Source organism: Armatimonadota bacterium (assembly GCA_023511795.1).
Taxonomy (GTDB): Bacteria; Armatimonadota; UBA5829; order DTJY01; family DTJY01; genus JAIMAU01.
Window position 1 is genome coordinate 169231 of the sequence record JAIMAU010000001.1, and the last position, 18219, is coordinate 187449.

Consider the following 18219-nt stretch of genomic DNA (forward strand, 5'->3'; position numbering starts at 1 on the left):
GTATTATGCCAAAAGTCTTAATCTACGATACAACTTTGCGAGATGGTTCCCAGGGCGAAGGAATATCCCTCACTGTGGAGGATATGATTAAAATCGCCCTGCGGCTTGATGAGGCTGGTTTCCACTACATCGAAGGAGGCTGGCCAGGATCAAATCCCAAGCATGAAGAGTTTTTTGAGCGCATGAAATCTGTGCCATTGTCTCAGGCGAAGCTAGCTGCTTTCGGAAGTACCAGACGTGCGAATGTTCGACCTGAGGAGGATGCAAATCTTATTAGCCTCATTAAGAGCGAGACCCCTGTTGTAACAATTTTTGGCAAATCATGGGATCTTCATGTCACCGACGCACTAAAGGTTGGCTTGGACCAAAACATCGAGATGATCCTAGATTCCGTGCAATTTCTAAAAAATCACGGAAAAGAAGTCATCTTTGATGCTGAGCATTTCTTCGATGGATTTAAGGCTAACCCAAGCTATGCTATAGACACGATAAAGGCTGCTGAAGCTGCCAATGCAGATGCCGTAGTGCTCTGTGATACAAATGGCGGTTCGTTGCCCGACGAGATAATAGCCGGTGTTCGAGCTGCTTGCAGTGCTGTGAATATACCAGTTGGTATTCATACCCACAACGATTCAGAAATGGCGGTTGCCAATACAATTGTTGCAGTGCAGAATGGCTCCGTGCAAGTACAAGGCACTGTCAACGGTTTTGGCGAACGATGTGGCAATGCCAACCTTTGCTCAATTATCCCAATACTACAGCTTAAACTAGGAATAGAGTGTATCCCAGAATCGTCATTGGCCGAGCTAACGAGTCTTTCTAACTACGTTTATGAGATTGCAAACGTTGTACCAAACGACCGTCAGCCTTTCGTTGGCCGAAGTGCATTTGCTCACAAAGCCGGTGTTCACGTAGATGCAATAATGAAGAATGTTCGCACGTATGAACATATTGACCCAGAGAGAGTGGGTAATGTGCGAAGGGTGCTCATATCGGAGCTGTCTGGCGCGAGCAATATCGTCCATAAAGCTCAAAGATATGGGGTTGATCTCACGAAGAAATCGCCTGAGACGCGCGAAGTGTTGAAAAAAATTGTTGAGCTGGAGAATGAGGGCTACTCATTTGAAGGTGCAGAAGCATCTTTTGAGTTGCTCCTTCAAAAGACGCTGGGTTCATATAAAAAGCTATTTGATTTAAAGAGTTTCCGTGTAATTGTTGAACAGCGGGGGACAGATCCAGAACCCATAACCGAGGCTACTCTAAGGGTAGCTGTTAATGGCGAGGAATTGCTTACAGTTGCAGAAGGCGATGGTCCGGTTCACGCATTGGACAATGCCCTTCGCAAAGCCCTTGAAAAGTTCTATCCCGAAGAGCTAAAACATATCAAGCTTACAGACTTTAAGGTCCGTGTGCTCGATGCAAAGCGGGCAACGGCGGCAGGAGTTCGTGCCATTGTTGAATCAACCGACGGCACGTCATCATGGAGCACTGTAGGTGTCTCTACAAATATAATAGAAGCAAGCTGGCATGCGTTGGTTGATAGCGTCGAATATGGTTTGCTGAAACTTATGCAAAAAAAATCCAATTAAAGGAAACTCTTTTTGGAATTTCTCGAGTGCCAGCCTTATGATAGGTATTAGGCTGGCACTTAGTTCGTTTAATATATGTAGAGAAATGAAGGTTAAGCTAGCTAATCCAGCAGGTTTTTGCTATGGCGTTCGGCGGGCTATTGACGTGGCGCTTGAGGCTGCTGAAAAGCATGGCACGCCTATGTATACCCTTGGCCCGCTGATTCACAACCCCCAAGTAATATTGAAGTTGGAAGAGCGAGGAATCCATGAAGTGCGCGACATTGCAGATGCCCCGCAAGGAAGTTTTATAATCATGCCATCACATGGCGTTCCTCGTGAAGTAGTGCGTCAGGCCGAGAATCGCGGTCTTCAAGTGATAGATGTTACATGCCCATTTGTTCGGAAAGTCCATGAAATTGCAGAAAACCTAGTTGCAGATGGCTACCAGGTAATAGTTCTGGGAGACCCGGGACATACAGAGGTTCGAGGAATAATGAGCGTGGCTGGGGGAAATGGCTTGGCAGTTTCCAATGTAAAAGATATAGATCCATCAAAGCTATGCAAGCGAGTTGGCATCATTTCGCAGACCACGCAGACAACTGAGCGTTTCGAGCAGCTTGTAGAAGAGGTTGCGCGGTGGGTAAAGGATATTCGGGCTCACAATACAATTTGTCATGCGACCACAAGACTCCAAAAGGCGGCGCTGGACCTTGCAGCGGAGGTGGATGTAATGCTGGTCATCGGCGGCCACAATAGCGCAAATACACGCCGGCTTGCAGAAATATGCGCAGATACAGGCGTCCCAACACACCATATTGAAGTTGCTAGCGAGCTGGAGGATTCTTGGTTTACAGGTGTTCAGACTGTAGGTGTTACTGCTGGTGCATCGACACCAGATTGGATAATCGAAGAAGTAGTTAAAAAGTTGGAAAGTTGGGATTGAAAGACGTTAAGGCAATAGATACATTCTCTGTGAAACTACTTTCCCATGAAAAAGCTAAATTCAAAAATCGCAAAAGTAGCACAAGGCAGTCCAGCAGAAATAGCTGGAATTAGGCCAGGCGATATTCTTGTTTCTCTGAACGCTCATAAGATATGCGATGTACTTGATTACAGGTTTTTTGGAGCTGACGAAGAAGTAGAGGTGGAGGTTCTGAGAAATGGAAGCCGGATTGTGAGTACTATTCGCAAAGAACTTGGTGAAGACCTAGGCATTGAGTTTGTCGAAGAGCTGTTCGACGGGGTCCGCATTTGTCGTAATAATTGTATCTTTTGCTTCCTTAAGCAAATGCCGCCAGGTCTTAGGAAATCGCTTTATTTGCGAGATGATGACTTTCGATTATCTTTCGTCCACGGGAATTATATTACACTTACTAATCTGAACGATGACGATGTTGAGCGCATAGTCTCCCAGAAAATGAGCCCACTATATGTTTCTGTTCACTCAACTGACCCAAAAATTCGCGAATGTATGCTTGGTAATAAAAAGGCAGGGCAGATTATGAAGGAGCTCAAACGTCTTGCCGACGCCGGGATAACATTGCATGCTCAGATTGTACTTTGCCCCGGAATTAATGATGGGGAAAGTCTTGAACGAACGGTTTATGATCTTGGTACGCTCTATCCTTCGGTTGCTTCAGTTGCAATAGTTCCAGTTGGTCTTACTCGGTATCGAGAAGGACTAGTGCCGATTGAACCAGTTGATTCAGTTTTGGCAACAGAAGTATTGGATGCATGTATATCGTGGCAGCAGCGGTTCCGGCGTAGTTTGGGCACGCGTTTTGTTTTTCCTGCAGATGAATTTTATCTCCTGGCTGGCCGCCCATTCCCATCACGACGTACTTATGAGGGCTTTCCTCAACTTGAGGATGGAGTGGGACTCTCACGACTCTTCTTGGACGACCTTAGGAAAGTGGAACGGAGAGCAAATAACACTGTACTGCGCGCAGGGAAGTACGTCTTAGTGACAGGTGTGCTGGCGGCAAATATGGTTCGGGAATTGGCGGAAATTTTGAATCAAATCCCTGGCATTCGGTGTAGAATCTGTATAGTAAAGAATGTGTTTTTTGGAGAAACTGTAACGGTTGCCGGCTTACTGACAGGAAGTGATATTGCATTCTCGTTGGCGGATGTTGCTCCTGATGAAATTGTATTAATACCGTCTGTGGCTCTCAAAGACGGCCTGTTTCTTGACGATATGAGCTTGAATGAACTAAGTCATACGGTCGGTGCAAGAACTGAAGCAGTCGAACCAACCCCGATGGGCGCTTTTAAGCGGTTGTGTGAGGATACCTGAGGTGATTTAATTGTCAAATCCAATGGTTGCTGTCGTCGGTCGGCCAAATGTGGGCAAATCTACGCTTTTCAATAGGCTGGTCGGCAAGAGAATCGCAATTGTAGAAGATGTTCCTGGTGTTACGCGAGATAGGCTTTATGCTGAGGCTGAGTGGCTTGGGCGTAACTTTATGTTGATTGATACCGGCGGTCTAATTTTGAATGAGAAAGACCCACTAACTGTTCAAGTGAGAGCGCAGGCTGAGATTGCTATATCCGAAGCCGATGTAATAGTTTTCTTAGTAGATGTTACTGAGGGAGTCACGCCTGCAGATATGGAGGTCGCGGACGTTTTGCGTCGCACGCGCAAGCCTGTATTGGTAGCAGTAAACAAGGTTGATAACGAGCGCCTGGAACGGGAATCCATTGAGTTTTTCTCTTTAGGTTTAGGCGATATATATCCTATTTCCTCGCTCCACGGCCGTGGGGTGGCTGAGTTGCTGGATAAAATCATTGAAAATTTGCCAGTTCCTACCGCCGAAGAAGTTTATTCCGAAGAAGTTATAAAGATAGCAATTATTGGCCGTCCAAATGTTGGGAAGTCGTCTCTTCTAAATGCAATTATAAAAGAAGAGAGAGCTATTGTAAGCGATATTCCAGGCACAACACGCGACGCAATCGATACGTATTTTGAACACGGTGACCAAAGGTTCGTACTAATTGACACGGCCGGTATTAGGCGTGCAGGAAAAATCCAGCGTTCTATTGAATACTATTCGGTACTTCGAGCTGTTCGTGCCCTTGAACGGGCAGATGTCGCACTTGTAGTGATGGACGCATCGGAGGGAGTAGTGGACGGCGACAAGCGTGTGGCTGGTTATTCCCATGACGCTGGAAAGGCCGCTGTTATTGTAGTCAACAAATGGGATTTGGCTAAGAAGCAGGGGAAGACAATTAATGGATTTACAGAGCTAGTTCGTCGTGAGATGCCTTTTATGAACTATGCGCCCATTGTATTTACATCTGCGATAGAAGGCACGGGAATTTCCGAATTGCTTGGTTGCGCCGCCATCGCATCCCAAAATCATGCGTTGAGGCTTCCAACTGGCGAGCTCAATCGGTTGATTGGCGATATTGTAGATGCAAGGCCGTATTCCGAAAAAGGAAGGGAATTTCGGGTGTATTATGCTACAATGCCATCGGTGCGGCCGCCGACAATTGTGCTCTTTACAAACGACCCAGACCTGCTTCATTTTTCATACCAGCGATACATCGAAAACCAACTTAGGAAGCATTATACATATGAGGGCACACCAATAAGGATTTTTGCAAGGAAAGCTGAACATAGCAGGTCTCATTAGGAAAAGGAAAACCTTTCCAATCAACAAGGAGGTAGTTCAATCTAAAAAGCGATGGGTGAAGCGATAATTTTAATTGCAAGTTACTTATTGGGTGCAGTGCCTTTTGGCTTAATAATTGCAAAAGCATGGCGTGGCATTGACGTTCGCAAGGTGGGCAGTGGGAACATTGGTGCAACTAATGTCTACCGAACACTTGGTTTGGCACCAGGAATCACCGTTTTTATTGCCGATGTACTTAAAGGTTTCATTCCAACTTTAATGGCAATCAGGTTATTCGATCAACCCTGGGTAGCTGTGGCAGCAGGACTTTCAGCAATTATCGGCCATAGCTTGTCGGTGTTTCTTAAGTTCAAGGGTGGCAAGGGAGTTGCAACTAGCCTTGGAGTTGCCATTGGGCTTGCACCGTTGATTGCGTTAATGGCATTTGGAATTTGGATGGCAATTGTACTAGCGACAAGGTATGTTTCCGTTGCTTCAATTGTTGCAGTTTTGAGCGTTCCGCCGCTAATGTGGGCGTTTGGAAAACCTTTGGAGTATAAATTATTTGCACTTCTTGTTGCCGTATTTGTAATAGTGAAACATCGGTCAAACATTCTAAGGCTTATTCAAGGTAAGGAACTACGATTTGTGAAGCACAATGAGAAAACGGAGGAGCAAAATGGTTAAAGGAGTTGAAGGAGACCCATTGGTAGCGCTGGCCAGAGAAGCCATAGAGGAATACGTTCGCTTTGGGAGAGTAAAAGCCGTGCCCAATCCACTTCCGCCTGAAATGGAACCTCGCGCTGGGGTGTTTGTCAGCTTGAAAAAGTTTGGACAATTGCGTGGATGCATAGGGACAATCGAACCTATACGTGCAAACCTAGCAGAAGAAATCATTGAAAATGCAATAAGTGCTTCTACTAGAGACCCTCGGTTCGAACCCGTAGCTGAAGATGAGCTTGACGATCTTTCAATTTCAGTGGATGTGCTGAGCCATCCGGAACCGATTTCTAGCATGGCTGAGCTTGACCCCAAAAAGTACGGAGTCATTGTTGAAAGTGGGTGGAAGCGTGGCTTGTTGCTTCCCGACCTCGACGGGGTTGATACAGTTGAGGACCAAGTTGGTATAGCCATGCGTAAGGCTGGGATTATAGATGGCGAGCCCATCCAACTATACCGTTTTGAAGTTAAGCGACATGGTGGTGGATAGGGACCAACAGCCTAGAATTATCCTTGCGTCGGCTTCTCCTCGAAGGCGGGATCTTCTATCCCTAATTGTATCCAGATTTGAAGTCATTCCGAGCGACTTTGATGAATCTGTTCTTCCTCTATGGCCGCCTGAGAATCATGTTGTGCAATCAGCTCTATCTAAGGCTAATAATGTAGCAGTAAGAATCTCGGATGGAATTGTTATCGGTGCCGACACAATTGTAGTGGTAGGGAACGAAGTTCTTGGGAAGCCGACCGATGCGGAAGATGCACGTCGGATGCTTAAACTTCTTTCCGGGCGCTCGCATTATGTCTATACTGGCGTCTGCGTAGTCCAAAGAGCTAAAAACCATACTTGCCAAACATTTATTGACTATGTGCGGACCGAAGTCAGTTTTTGCGCACTAGACGACGAATTCATAGATGCCTACATTGCGACAGGCGAACCGCTCGACAAAGCCGGTGCATACGGCATTCAAGAGCGAGGTAGCTTGTTGGTTGAGGGCATAATAGGTGATTACTTCAATGTCGTTGGCCTACCAGTGTTTCGACTCAGCCGGATGCTCTATAAGGTTGGAGTTCCCTTCTTTGGTTAAAAGATATTGCTATGGACCTTGAAATTGTCAATTTTCTCCTAAGTCCTGATGGCGAGGAGTTGCTAAATAAGGCTAAAACCCTTGATGGGGATTTCCTCTTGCGCCTTGAAAAACTGCGAAAAGAATATCCAAGCAAGTTTGCCAGCGCTGCACTTGAATTACTTGATTTAAGGGAAAGAGCGCGGAGAAAGTTTGTTCTTGCAGATCAAATGTTTTTCACTCGGGAAGCTCTTGAGCAATCATCGGGCGAGACTATTTCCAAATACCGCGCTGAACGTTTTTATCAGAATGGCAGCGTCTTCGACCTCGGATGTGGAATTGGGGGCGATACTCTTGGATTGGCGACGCAGTGCTTTGTGACGGCGGTAGAAAAGGACCCTGTCAGACTTGCGATGGCAAAACGAAATGTCGAGGTTTATGGCTTTGCAGAACGCGTAGATTTCGTCAATGCCGATGTAACCCAGATACCACTAAAAGCCACCGCCGCCTTTATTGACCCATCTCGACGTGGCAGGGGGCAGCGTGCTAGGAGCCTCGCCGATATAGAGCCTTCCGCCAGTTTTCTTCATCACCTTGCGGATGTTGTTTCAGATGTGGCCATCAAGCTATCGCCAGTGTTCAAAGACGGGGAATTGGAGTCCTTCGATGGGGAGATTGAGTTCATATCCGAAAATGGTGAGTGCAAAGAAGCTGTGGTTTGGCTTGGGGGGCTCAAAACAGCTAGTCGGCGTGCGACAATCCTTCCGTCTCGCGCAACTTTGATAGATGAACCAGTTGAACATGTGCCTGTCAGCGCTCCCGCTGCATATATTTATGAGCCGGATCCGTGTGTTATTCGCGCACATCTTGTCGAACAGCTAGCACATCGGATTGGTGCAGAGAAGATAGACGAGCAAATTGCATATCTTACGTCAGATGAACGGGTATCAACTCCGTTCGCAGACGTTTACCATGTGATTGACCATATGCCTTTCAGTTTGAAGAATATTAAAACCCGCTTGCGAGAGCTAGATGTAGGCAAGGTGATAGTCAAGAAAAGAGGCGTTCCATTTGAGCCGCTCGAAATTGAGCGGCGGCTAAAGCTGCCTGGTAGTAGAGAAGTGTTACTCATTCTTACTCGTGTCGCTGGAAAGCCTTGGGCGTTGATATGCACGCCGGTCACAGAGGGAGCCGAAAGCAAAGCTCCTGCGGCACGTCAGGGGGTTGCTGTTGATTAATAAGCACTTATTAATCATTATTATTTTGGCGTCCTTCGGATCTTGCGCAGGTGCTGGGCCTAGTGTTGAGTGCATAGATTATCGAGGATGGAGCGGTTCCTATCGCATGAGCGCAGGACGATATAGCCTTGTTGTTGTTCCTGCAATAGGTGGGAGGATAATGGAATACTCACTCGATGGACGCAATGTTATTTGGGAGAATGCTGAAGAATTTGGGAAGGTGTATGAAATAACAAACGATTGGAGGAATTATGGCGGTTATAAGACGTGGGTCTCGCCTCAAGATTACTGGCATTGGCCTCCCGACCCCATACTAGACAGAGGGAAAGCAGTTGTCGAAGTCTTTGATAGGGATGGTAGAAAATGGCTTAGAATCATTGGCCAGCCAAGCTTGAAAAGTGGTGTAATGTTCATCAAGGAGCTTACACTTGATGAAAATGGCGAGGTGACACTTATACAAAAGATGCGCGCGGTCGGCAAACCGCCTACAAAGTGGGGCATCCACGACGTCACTCAGGTGAGAACTCCTTGCTTGGTGGTTTTTCCTATTCGGTCAGACACGCGCGTGCCAGGTGGAATCAAATACCTTTTTGGAGATCCTAAGAAGACAGCACAGTTCACAGTACGTGATGGTCTTTGCATTACAAGTTATCATGGCCAAGTTTACCAAATAGGTGCGGAATCTGATGGCCCATGGATGATATGGTTTCAAGATGATATGGCATATGTGAAGCTTTTTCCGCCTATGAAGCGTGACGCTGAATATGGTGATAGAGGTTCGTCAGCTGTTGTGTTTACTAGCAATGGTAAACTTGGGTATTTGGAGATGGAGGTATTAGGTCCGCTGATAGATCTTTCAAAGGGTGAAGAGACCGAATTGATAGAACGATGGCGGCTCTTCCGCCTTGATGAATGTGTAAAAAGCCAGTACTCGATAAAGCGCATAATTAGAGAGATGGAGCGAAAGGGTTTAATCCCATCTAGAGGCTAGGGAAGGAGAGGAAAAATGCCGATATTTGATTACAGATGCTTGGATTGTCGAAAACGATTCAGCTTATTAGTCGGAGTCGTTGCAAAAGGTCCTCAGCTTCGATGCCCAAATTGCGGGAGTGTGAAAATCAAGAAGCTTATTTCCCGGTTCTCAGCCCTCCGCTCGGAAGATGATATCATTGATGATTTAGCAGACCCTTCCAAAATCGGCGACCTCGACAACCCAAAAGAATTGCGCAGTTGGGCAAAGCGCATGAGCCGAGAATGGGGCGAAGATTTTGGTGACGAGATCGACGAAGCTTTTGAGGAAGCAGAGTCAGGCTCTGATATGGAAATTGATTAAATGCTTAGAAGCGAGCGTCCCCAAAATAAATTATTTAGCTGTCTTGAACTCAGCCTTGCCGTTGATTACTACTGCATCATTTTTTATTGCAATGCTAGTCAATGCCACAGGAAACTGCATCTCTCCGAGGTCGAGCACGGGGTTCATTCGATCAAGTACCTTGTTAACCACTAGTGCTGGAATCGGGAGCCTAGCTAATGATGCGCCGTCGGCTACAAAGTTTATTTTATCCTTGCTTGCGATTACTGGCTTGCCTGTAACTTTGAATTCTACTCCAATGCCCAAAACTGAGGGACGTGCGGTTACTGTGAGTTTACCCTCCTGGAGATCCAGGGTCAGTCCTTTAATATCGGGTCTAGCAGCGCAAATATAATCATTTATAGACTTCTCGGCTACCTCGGCTGTAAAGACAGTTGCAGCAACGCTTCGTATCTGACGTGTTTCAGGATCTGCTTCCACTTTGTCCATATCCACAATTAGGCGGTCCACCATCAGGTTTTCGGAGATTTGAACCTCCAAGCCTTCGATGTGCAGGTGCTCGAATTTACCTCGGAGCATGGGCTCGCTGGGCCCTAGTGCCTTAACTGAATACTTCTTTGCAGGACCAATATATTGCGGCAGACTATCCTCAATACCCTCTGCTATCTTTGAGCGAATAACGCCTCCGATGCAACCTGCAACTAGAAATGAAAACGCTAAGAGCGCAGTAATTTTTCTCACGATTCTACAAACCCCTTAGACCAGTTAAATAAATTGAGGCAGGTTCAAAGTGCACCTGCCCTAATATTATACGAAATTTGAAACCCAGCATCTAGTTTATGGGGTTATTCCGGATGGACGCCTGTGGGTTCCTCTTCGCCAATCTCTTCGTAGCTGGCAGCTGCTTCGATTGTGGGTTCTTGATGTGCCATAGCTGCTGACATCCTGAGATCATCCAGTTTACCCGCCGCACGGGCGGCTTCGATGACCCCATACGTAATAATTTCGCCTTCTTTTACTATGATATGTCCGCTGTCATCAAATATCGTAAGGCGTGATGGAGTGCCGATTAACGCTGCTAAGTCTGCCATCTTATAACACCTCCTGTACGCATTTTGAGTAATTACTTTTCTTCTTTAGAATGAATGCCAGGAGCTCCGACGGCCAACACCAGTTCTTGAAGAAGCCCTTTGTCTGCCGCCATGTTTACCAGTTCATCGGTAACTTCTGATCCAGCCTTCGCAATCAAATTGCCCTGCCAATCAAAAACATCGCGTCCTACAATCTTGCCTCTAACAAACGCCTCCATTTGCTCTTCAAGGTTCATGCCCGGTTGAATCTCGGGCGGACCAAGGGCAACTTCTGCGGCAACTGCTGAAAGCATTAGTTCATGTAGCTTGCCTTTCTTTTTGGCTTCTTCAATTATATCATCGGTGATTATTTCTCCTTCGGTAACAATTACATTTCCCTCATCATCAAGGACGTCGTGGCCAGCTAATCTGCCGCGGGAATATTCAATTTCTCTTTGTTCATAAAATTCCTTCATTTTGCATCCCCGCTTCTAGAAATTGAATGGATTTATAATCCTTAGTTGGTTATTTCCCTTGAATCCTTTATTGTAAACTAGGGTTGGTTTGGACGAAGTGGAAATCAAGTTTACATTGATATCGCCCACCTGTGTGAAAAGCTGTTGACAAGCCGCAAGGCGATGTGGTAAAATTAGTCTACCACGCGGGGACGTGGCGGAATGGCAGACGCGCTTGGTTGAGGGCCAAGTGAGCATTAGCTCGTGAGAGTTCAACTCTCTCCGTCCCCACCATTTCAAGGCGCAAGCGAATATTAATATTCATTTGCCAATTTTCATTGGGCGATTGGCTCAGGGGGAGAGCGCTTCCTTCACACGGAAGAGGTCGTTGGTTCAAATCCAACATCGCCCACCACGATGCGGGAGTAGTTCAGTGGTAGAGCACCTGCTTCCCAAGCAGGTTGTCGCGGGTTCGAATCCCGTCTCCCGCTCCAATAAGATGAGGCGACGTACCCAAGGGGTAAGGGAGAGGTCTGCAAAACCTTTATTCGCCGGTTCGAGTCCGGCCGTCGCCTCCATTTTTATACTACCTATACCTCTTTTTCTGACCAATTAGTCCATTTGAAGATTCCAAGTACCGCCAATCCCGAGAAAACTGTTGAAGATGACATTGCTACCCATGCTCCAAATGCGCCAAAATCAAGCGTTATGGCGAGAAGATAGGTCAAAGGAAGTCTTATTATCCAAAGCGTGAGGATTGTTGCCAGCGTTGGGAGGCGAGTTTCGCCTGCTCCTTGGAGTGCGCCCGTGAGTATCATCCCAAGTGCAAGAAAAGGTTCGGAAAGTCCGTTAACCCAAAGATAAGATGCCGCAAGTGGTAGCACGCGTATGTCGTTTGTAAAAAGATCGGCTATCTGGTGTGAGAAGAAAACAAATAGTAAGCCAATCCCACCCATTATCCATATCCCCTGCCATGTAGCCGCCCATGCGCCCTTCTCTGCTCGTTCGGGCTGGCGCGCCCCCAGATTCTGACCGACCATTGATGCGGCGGCGACGCTAAATGCGAAGCCAGGCATGAATGCAAGTGCTTCGGTTCGCAATCCTATGGTCAATGCGGCAAGTGCGTTTTCTCCGTCAATACTTCGCCTCAGTATGCCAAAATATGTCATTGATGCTCCCGTTCTAAGGAGTGCTTGCACCGCAGCTGGATAACCAATGTTGAGAATTCGGGCGAACCAATTCCATGAGGGTTTCCATGAGCCTTTTAGAACATTTGGAATGTGTGTTTTAGGAAGATATGCTAGCAGCATGGCTGTTGATACAGCTCGAGAAGTGACGACTGCAATGGCGGCTCCTGCTATACCGAGCTTTGGGAAAGGCCCAATTCCAAATATTAATATGTAGTCTCCAACAACATTGATTACCGTAGCAACCGTCGTGGCAATAAGTGGGGTACGGACATCCCCAAGACCTCGGTAAACGCCCGTAACAATAACCGTTAGGAAAGAGAATGCATTGCCGGCAAGGAGAATGTCTAAGTAAATAACCCCAAGCCTAACGCCTTCGCCCTTCTCAGCCATCAACTCTATTAAGGAGGGCCCAAAAGCATATAGCAGGATTCCTGAGATTGTCGCTGAAATGATCGCAAGCAGAATAGATTGTTTCGTAACTTCTTCGGCGCTTTGATTATCCTCCGCGCCAACGAACCTCGCCACTAGAGCTGTACTGCCAACTCCAACCGCTGCGCTGAATGCCATGAGCACTAGCAAAACTTGATTTGCAACTCCAAGCCCTGCAAGCGTAGCGGCGCCCAGCCTACCCAAAAATAGTGCGTCAATTAAGCCATATCCTGTTTGGAGTATCATTGTGATGATGGAGGGCCAAGCTAACCACCAGACAGTCGTTGCTATGTGGCCATTTACTATACGCCGGCGTGTCTCATTTTTGCTTTCAGGGGAAATTTGGTCCAATGTTATTATGCCTTCTTTGCTGACTTAATGACGCCGAAGACGAACTTGCCGATGCCGTAAAGCCCAACGGCCGCAAGAGCTGAAAGCTTTGCAATTCGTTTCATTATTCGAGCGCTTGAGCGCTGGACTATGCTCAGGTCATCCTCAATGTCGCGGATAGATAAGCTTGCTTGCGCAAGATAATTGGAACCTTTATCGGCAGGCATCGACCGAATTATCCACCGAACAGTAAACAGAACAATTGCAAGGTCATCAAGCTGTCCGATTACTGGTATGACTCCGGGGATTGCATCAACAGGACTAACTGAATATCCAATCGCCGCCATTAGCGCTGCTCTTTGCCTGCCGGAAATTTCAGGGTCTTTGAGAAGAAGCCATACAAGCTTTGCATACTTCGGTAGGCGTGCAACGACTGCCCCGATTTCACCTGTCGTGCTAGTCTTTCTTACATTTGCAGAGGTCATTCTAATGAAATTCTAAATTGCCAAACTATTGGTGTCAAGAAAAGTGGTATGGGAAAACAATCTCCTTAATCAGCTGTACAATTTCCTGCGTGGCTTCAAAGGTTATGCGGCGACGTTCATCAGTAGTTATCGGAAGTTCCACATCATGAAGGCGATGAATATTGTGGCGGCTAGCAAAGTTTGCAGGTATTACATCGGATATCTCCACTTCAAGCAAGCGAGCGTAGGCGAGAGTCCATAATCTTGCAACAGTAGAGATATTGTAACCTCCTCCACCCAGGGCTACTAATGGCCTTTCAAAACTGATTATTGTCTTTACTAATTCGTCAAAGCCCTTGGACGTTAGTTCCAAATGTGCAAGAGGATCTTGAAAATGTGAATCAACTCCTAGCTGAGCAACTATTACTTGCGGGTCGTAAGCTTTGATTAATGGCGGCACTATTTCTTTGAATGCCCAAACCATCACATCCGATGGTGTGTACGGTTCAAGAGGAATATTTACAGAGTAACCTTTTCCTTTACCTGTTCCAATCTCATTCACAAAGCCAGTGCCTGGGAAGAGATATCTGCCACTTTCATGCATGCTGATGGTGAGTACTGTGTTTGTATCGTAAAAAATGTGTTGAACACCATCACCATGATGAGCATCGATATCGATGTAAGCAATCCGGCTGAACTTTTTCTGGAGTCGTCGTATTGCAATCGCTGGGTCGTTGAATATGCAGAATCCACTTGCTCGATTTGTCATCGCATGGTGTAGCCCGCCAGAGATGTTGAAACATCTCTCAAATTGGCCTTCCATAATTAGTTCTGCGGCTTTGATCGAAGCTCCTGTGTAAAGTAGTGAAGCTTCATACATGCCCAGGAAAGGCTTGTTGTCTCCATAGTCGAAACCATAGCGCCAAGGGTCTGAGATATCCTTTCCTTCACTAAGTTTGCGAACTGCAGCTATATAATCGGGTTTGTGGACTGTCAGAATATCTGCTTCCGTTGCTAATTCGGGTGCAATTAGCTGCCCTTGCGCTATCAGACCATAAGCCGAGATTAGCTCTTTCGTTAAGCGCAGGCGTTCTGGGCGGAGAGGATGATCTACTCCCATGTCGTATTTGGTCATTTCATCGCAATACACAAAGCAAGCTTTCATACCATCGGCACCCATGCGACAAGAAAATTCAAAGGCGTTTCGGAACGTTGTTCTTATGTTTTCTAATCTGAAATTACCCTTATTTTACCGAAAGTCCTTCGAACAGTACTGCCACCAAGCGGCTTGTTATGTTATAATTATGCGTCACGGCAATGCGTGGAGGTTAATTAGTTTTATGGGAAAAGAAGAAATTCTTCAACAGCTTGTCAGTATGTCGAACCGCCTGGGAGAGGAATGGCGTGAGCTCGTTATCTTGGGTGAAGGGAATACATCTGCAAGAATTTGTGACCAAACGTTTTTTGTGAAGGCAAGTGGAACAAATCTTAGAACTATAACAGCTGAAGGATTCGTTGAGGTAAAATTTGAGCCGGTCCTCGAGATGCTTGAGAGCCGAGAGCTCAGCGATGATGAGATTAAAGAGCGGTTGGCAGCGGCAAAAGTCAATCGGAATTATAAGTTAGCGCCATCCGTTGAAACCGTTTTTCATGCATATCTTCTAAGCATACCGGGTGTGAATTTCGTGGGCCACACTCATCCAGTGTCAGTAAATGGGATACTATGTTCGAAAAACTGGCGTGAGGTGCTCCAGGGTCGCCTTTTCCCCGACGAGATTGTTTGTTGTGGCATTGCTCCTGTGTTTATACCATACACCGACCCAGGCGTAGCTCTTGCTAGGAAAATTAGAGAAGTAGTCCAAGAATATGTATCCCGGATAGGCGAGCGGCCCAAAGCAATTCTTATGCAAAACCATGGCCTTATAGCACTCGGGACAACTCCGAAAGAAGTTGAAAGCGTCACGATGATGTGGGATAAGACTGCCAAAATACTGGCGCGAACATATCATTTTGGTGGTCCAAGCTACCTAACGCCTGAGCAAGTAAATCGCCTTGCTACTCGCCCTGATGAAGAGCAGCGGAAACGGCTTATCAAAGGCTTACCTTTAACAACGGAGGAAAATTGATGAAAGATGTTTTGCAGGCGTACCGAAATGTGGACTACAGCCTGCCCGAAACGATTCTGACATGGCATCTGTATGGCGCTGGCTTGGAAAACTTTGGCAAGGACGGCAAGCCTGTTGAGTTGCCCATGCCAAAGTATGGACCTAATGAACTCCTTGTTCGCATTGACGCTGTTGGAATATGCTTTAGCGATGTCAAAGTTATAAACCAAGGGAACAAACATCCGCGCGTGACGGGCCGTGACTTGATCAAAAATCCAGTAACTCTAGGACATGAGGCATCCGTTACGGTAGTTGGTGTCGGCAAGAATCTTAAGGGGAAATTCAATGTCGGACAGAGATTTATCGTCCAGGCGGACGTCTTTTATAAGGGCAAAAGCATGGCGTTTGGTTATGTTCTACCTGGTGCGCAAACCCAGTATCAGGTAATTGGCAAGGAAATACTTGAAGGTGATGAGGGATGTTATCTACTGCCGGTCAAAGATTCTACCGGATATTCTGAAGCTGCTCTCACCGAACCTTGGGCATGTGTTGTGGCGGCGTATCGGATAACTCGCAGGCCGTCTATCAAGCCTGAGGGCAATCTTTGGATTATTGGCGCACCTGGCGACGACGACTATACGCTTGACCTTGATATCAAGTCAAAGCACGTTGTGGCGACTGACCTCGATTGGAGCTTGCTTGATGACTTAGAAATGTGGGCTGGGGCAGGGTGCTTTGAGTTGACCATTACCCCCACTTTTGACGAGCTTGATTTAGAAGAGCTGGCGACGAGATACGGCGGCTTTGACGATATTATCATCCTAGGCGCCGACGCAGGTGTTATCCAACATGCTGCTCCTCTCTTAGCTAAGCATGGGATAATGAACATAGTCGCGTCCGAGCCAATTGGCAGACCAGTTGAGATAGACATCGGCAAAATTCATTATGAATTTCAATCCTACGTGGGTACGGCTAGCACGCGAATTGGTGCAGGTTATGAGATGGTCCGCGTTCCGAGCGAATTGAAAGCCGGGGGAATTGCTTGGTACATTGGAGCAGGTGGTCCAATGGGTCAAATGCACGTCCAGCGTGCGGTTGAAATGAAAAACTGTCCTTCAAAAATACTCGCGACGGATATTGATACGACGCGCCTGAACAGCGTCAAAGACCGTGTCGCCGCCGCAGCAGCCGCCAAGGGAATTGAGTTTCTCGCGGTGAATCCGAATGATTCGGACAAGGAGCTGTTCGACAAGTTGTTATGGGAATTTACATGTGGCAGAGGGTTCGATGATATAATCGTGCTTGCGCCTGTTGTCTCGCTTATCGAGGAAGCCATCCAATATCTTGCAGAAGAAGGGTTGATGAACATCTTTGCCGGATTTCCTGTTGGAACGATTGCTAACATAGACTTGACGGGCGTCTATGAGAAGAAGCTCCGCCTTGTTGGAAGTAGCGGGTCGAGAATACGAGATATGCTTGATACTCTTAGCGAGGCAGAGTCTGGCAGTCTAGCAACGGATAAATCAGTCGCTGCCATTGGTGGAATCGAGGCATCGTGGGACGGAATGCTTGCTACAAAAGAAGGCCGATTCCCAGGCAAGATCATTATTTATCCTCAAATTCGGGGGCTTGGGCTAACTGCTGTGACTGACCTTAAAGATAAGTTGCCGAATGTCTACGCCAAGCTTACCGATGGAATGTTTTGGAATCGAGAAGCCGAAAAGGAGCTTCTGCGGACGATGCTAGAATTATAATCTAGAAATGCTAGCTCTTGCAGTAAGCTTTCTTGCTAGACAAGATTCGATTTAAAAGTATTGGTTTACGTATTGCGAGGAGTGCAAGCGGAGGTATGAATGGAGTAGTATGTAAGCATTTGCCGGGCAAAACGGCGATTGTAACTGGCGCTGCGCAGGGCCTTGGTGAGGCGATTGCCAAGAGGCTTGCCGCGGAAGGCGCAGACGTTGTCGTTTCGGACATTAACTTTGAGAAATTGGAGAAGGTAGCCAGGGCCATTGAGAAGGAATATGGCGTCCGTTCAATACCGGTGTTGGCTGATGTTACAAATGAACAGCAAGTTTTGGAAATGGTTCAAACTGCCGTCCGGGAGTTTGGCAGGCTTGACATCATGGTTGCCAATGCAGGAATTCTAATTGCCGGGTCGGTGGTCGAATTTCCAACCGAGCAGTGGCGTAAGGTTATCGATGTAAACCTCATCGGTTATTTCATATGTGCTCGTGAAGCTGCAAAAGTGATGATGGCACAGAAGAGCGGCGTCATTATCCAAATTAATTCGAAGTCTGGAAAAAAAGGGAGTTTCAGAAACTCTGCTTATGCGGCAAGCAAATTCGGTGGCATTGGTCTAACCCAAAGCTTGGCTCTTGAGATGGCGCCGTACAACGTCCGTGTTAATGCCGTATGCCCAGGGAATATCTTAGAAGGCACCCTCTGGCAGGAAAGCCTTTTTGAACAGTACTCCAAGACTCAGGGGCTAACACCAGAGCAGGTAAGAGAAAAGTACCTAAGCCAGGTCCCGTTAGGTCGGCCATGCACTTATGAAGATGTAGCAAATGTTGTTGTCTTTCTAGCATCCGACCAGTCGTCTTACATGACTGGCCAAGCGATTAATGTTACTGGTGGCCAGGAAATGCGCTAGTTTT

Annotated in this window: 19 protein-coding genes and 4 tRNA genes; 17 read left to right on the plus strand and 6 right to left on the minus strand. The window is 46.8% G+C overall.

The genetic code is table 11. From position 1 onward, the window contains the following. Positions 1–5 precede the first annotated feature (5 nt). From cimA to K6T99_00750, 10 genes are all read left to right on the plus strand, one after another. The gene (gene cimA, locus K6T99_00705) at positions 6–1589 is read left to right on the plus strand and encodes a citramalate synthase (protein MCL6518333.1); all 1584 of its coding nucleotides are present in this window, start codon (positions 6–8) and stop codon (positions 1587–1589) included. Positions 1590–1674: 85 nt separating this feature from the next. Next, a complete protein-coding gene (gene ispH, locus K6T99_00710) occupies positions 1675–2514 on the plus strand; it encodes a 4-hydroxy-3-methylbut-2-enyl diphosphate reductase (protein MCL6518334.1) in 840 nt (279 codons plus the stop codon). A 45-nt stretch (positions 2515–2559) separates the two neighbouring features. Further along, a complete protein-coding gene (locus K6T99_00715) occupies positions 2560–3867 on the plus strand; it encodes a DUF512 domain-containing protein (protein MCL6518335.1) in 1308 nt (435 codons plus the stop codon). Positions 3868–3877: 10 nt separating this feature from the next. After that, a complete protein-coding gene (der, locus tag K6T99_00720) occupies positions 3878–5206 on the plus strand; it encodes a ribosome biogenesis GTPase Der (protein ID MCL6518336.1) in 1329 nt (442 codons plus the stop codon). 51 nt (positions 5207–5257) lie between these two features. Beyond that, positions 5258–5872, plus strand: a complete 615-nt coding sequence (gene plsY / locus K6T99_00725) for a glycerol-3-phosphate 1-O-acyltransferase PlsY (protein MCL6518337.1) — start codon at positions 5258–5260, stop codon at positions 5870–5872. Continuing rightward, complete coding sequence (amrA, locus tag K6T99_00730; protein MCL6518338.1) at positions 5844–6395, plus strand: AmmeMemoRadiSam system protein A; 552 nt, start codon at positions 5844–5846, stop codon at positions 6393–6395. Before plsY ends, amrA begins: the two co-directional genes overlap by 29 nt. Then, complete coding sequence (locus K6T99_00735) at positions 6382–6990, plus strand: Maf family protein (GenBank protein MCL6518339.1); 609 nt, start codon at positions 6382–6384, stop codon at positions 6988–6990. Before amrA ends, K6T99_00735 begins: the two co-directional genes overlap by 14 nt. Before the next feature lie 11 nt (positions 6991–7001). Then, the gene (locus tag K6T99_00740; protein MCL6518340.1) at positions 7002–8207 is read left to right on the plus strand and encodes a methyltransferase domain-containing protein; all 1206 of its coding nucleotides are present in this window, start codon (positions 7002–7004) and stop codon (positions 8205–8207) included. Further along, positions 8200–9198, plus strand: coding sequence for a DUF4380 domain-containing protein (locus K6T99_00745; GenBank protein MCL6518341.1), 999 nt, complete (start codon positions 8200–8202; stop codon positions 9196–9198). Before K6T99_00740 ends, K6T99_00745 begins: the two co-directional genes overlap by 8 nt. Positions 9199–9213: 15 nt before the next feature. After that, complete coding sequence (locus K6T99_00750; GenBank protein ID MCL6518342.1) at positions 9214–9540, plus strand: zinc ribbon domain-containing protein; 327 nt, start codon at positions 9214–9216, stop codon at positions 9538–9540. A 30-nt stretch (positions 9541–9570) separates the two neighbouring features. Here K6T99_00750 and K6T99_00755 read toward each other — a convergent pair whose 3' ends face one another. From K6T99_00755 to K6T99_00765, 3 genes are all read right to left on the minus strand, one after another. After that, entirely contained in the window at positions 9571–10260 is a 690-nt protein-coding gene (locus K6T99_00755) for an LmeA family phospholipid-binding protein (protein MCL6518343.1), read from the minus strand. Between the two features lie 104 nt (positions 10261–10364). Continuing rightward, positions 10365–10610 carry a hypothetical protein gene (locus K6T99_00760; protein ID MCL6518344.1) on the minus strand — a complete coding sequence of 82 codons (246 nt, stop codon included), beginning with the start codon at positions 10608–10610 and terminating at the stop codon, positions 10365–10367. A gap of 32 nt (positions 10611–10642) precedes the next feature. Then, positions 10643–11065 carry a hypothetical protein gene (locus K6T99_00765; GenBank protein ID MCL6518345.1) on the minus strand — a complete coding sequence of 141 codons (423 nt, stop codon included), beginning with the start codon at positions 11063–11065 and terminating at the stop codon, positions 10643–10645. A 187-nt stretch (positions 11066–11252) separates the two neighbouring features. Between K6T99_00765 and K6T99_00770 the strand changes: the two genes are divergently transcribed. The 4 genes from K6T99_00770 (at position 11253) to K6T99_00785 (ending at position 11622) form a co-directional block, all read left to right on the plus strand. Next, positions 11253–11338 (plus strand) — tRNA-Leu (locus K6T99_00770). Between the two features lie 46 nt (positions 11339–11384). Then, positions 11385–11459, plus strand: a tRNA-Val gene (locus K6T99_00775). 4 nt (positions 11460–11463) lie between these two features. After that, positions 11464–11538, plus strand: a tRNA-Gly gene (locus K6T99_00780). Positions 11539–11547: 9 nt separating this feature from the next. Beyond that, positions 11548–11622: transfer RNA gene (locus K6T99_00785), tRNA-Cys, on the plus strand. A gap of 12 nt (positions 11623–11634) precedes the next feature. Here K6T99_00785 and K6T99_00790 read toward each other — a convergent pair. Genes K6T99_00790 through K6T99_00800 form a run of 3 tightly spaced genes read right to left on the minus strand, consistent with a single transcriptional unit; the run spans position 11635 to position 14622 of the window. Continuing rightward, entirely contained in the window at positions 11635–13014 is a 1380-nt protein-coding gene (locus tag K6T99_00790; GenBank protein ID MCL6518346.1) for an MATE family efflux transporter, read from the minus strand. A gap of 5 nt (positions 13015–13019) precedes the next feature. Further along, the gene (locus tag K6T99_00795) at positions 13020–13478 is read right to left on the minus strand and encodes a DUF1232 domain-containing protein (protein ID MCL6518347.1); all 459 of its coding nucleotides are present in this window, start codon (positions 13476–13478) and stop codon (positions 13020–13022) included. 34 nt (positions 13479–13512) lie between these two features. Then, positions 13513–14622, minus strand: a complete 1110-nt coding sequence (locus tag K6T99_00800) for an acetoin utilization protein AcuC (GenBank protein MCL6518348.1) — start codon at positions 14620–14622, stop codon at positions 13513–13515. 175 nt (positions 14623–14797) lie between these two features. Here K6T99_00800 and K6T99_00805 point away from each other — a divergent pair, with 175 nt between their 5' ends. The 3 genes from K6T99_00805 (at position 14798) to srlD (ending at position 18215) form a co-directional block, all read left to right on the plus strand. Then, positions 14798–15583 (plus strand): class II aldolase/adducin family protein, encoded by a 786-nt coding sequence (locus K6T99_00805; protein ID MCL6518349.1) that lies wholly within the window; start codon positions 14798–14800, stop codon positions 15581–15583. Next, positions 15583–17316 (plus strand): alcohol dehydrogenase catalytic domain-containing protein, encoded by a 1734-nt coding sequence (locus K6T99_00810; protein ID MCL6518350.1) that lies wholly within the window; start codon positions 15583–15585, stop codon positions 17314–17316. Before K6T99_00805 ends, K6T99_00810 begins: the two co-directional genes overlap by 1 nt. A gap of 95 nt (positions 17317–17411) precedes the next feature. Continuing rightward, on the plus strand, positions 17412–18215 hold the full coding sequence (gene srlD, locus K6T99_00815) for a sorbitol-6-phosphate dehydrogenase (GenBank protein ID MCL6518351.1): 804 nt from the start codon (positions 17412–17414) through the stop codon (positions 18213–18215). Positions 18216–18219 lie beyond the last annotated feature (4 nt).

Excerpts from the sequence above, each read along its gene's own strand:
- srlD (MCL6518351.1), top strand. The coding sequence starts at position 17,412 with ATGAATGGAGTAGTATGTAAGCATTTGCCGGGCAAAACGGCGATTGTA.
- amrA (MCL6518338.1), top strand. The coding sequence starts at position 5,844 with ATGAGAAAACGGAGGAGCAAAATGGTTAAAGGAGTTGAAGGAGACCCA.
- K6T99_00805 (MCL6518349.1), top strand. The coding sequence starts at position 14,798 with ATGGGAAAAGAAGAAATTCTTCAACAGCTTGTCAGTATGTCGAACCGC.
- K6T99_00795 (MCL6518347.1), bottom strand. The coding sequence starts at position 13,478 with ATGACCTCTGCAAATGTAAGAAAGACTAGCACGACAGGTGAAATCGGG.
- K6T99_00765 (MCL6518345.1), bottom strand. The coding sequence starts at position 11,065 with ATGAAGGAATTTTATGAACAAAGAGAAATTGAATATTCCCGCGGCAGA.
- K6T99_00810 (MCL6518350.1), top strand. The coding sequence starts at position 15,583 with ATGAAAGATGTTTTGCAGGCGTACCGAAATGTGGACTACAGCCTGCCC.
- ispH (MCL6518334.1), top strand. The coding sequence starts at position 1,675 with ATGAAGGTTAAGCTAGCTAATCCAGCAGGTTTTTGCTATGGCGTTCGG.
- K6T99_00740 (MCL6518340.1), top strand. The coding sequence starts at position 7,002 with ATGGACCTTGAAATTGTCAATTTTCTCCTAAGTCCTGATGGCGAGGAG.
- K6T99_00735 (MCL6518339.1), top strand. The coding sequence starts at position 6,382 with ATGGTGGTGGATAGGGACCAACAGCCTAGAATTATCCTTGCGTCGGCT.
- K6T99_00750 (MCL6518342.1), top strand. The coding sequence starts at position 9,214 with ATGCCGATATTTGATTACAGATGCTTGGATTGTCGAAAACGATTCAGC.
- plsY (MCL6518337.1), top strand. The coding sequence starts at position 5,258 with ATGGGTGAAGCGATAATTTTAATTGCAAGTTACTTATTGGGTGCAGTG.
- cimA (MCL6518333.1), top strand. The coding sequence starts at position 6 with ATGCCAAAAGTCTTAATCTACGATACAACTTTGCGAGATGGTTCCCAG.
- K6T99_00715 (MCL6518335.1), top strand. The coding sequence starts at position 2,560 with ATGAAAAAGCTAAATTCAAAAATCGCAAAAGTAGCACAAGGCAGTCCA.
- K6T99_00800 (MCL6518348.1), bottom strand. The coding sequence starts at position 14,622 with ATGAAAGCTTGCTTTGTGTATTGCGATGAAATGACCAAATACGACATG.
- K6T99_00760 (MCL6518344.1), bottom strand. The coding sequence starts at position 10,610 with ATGGCAGACTTAGCAGCGTTAATCGGCACTCCATCACGCCTTACGATA.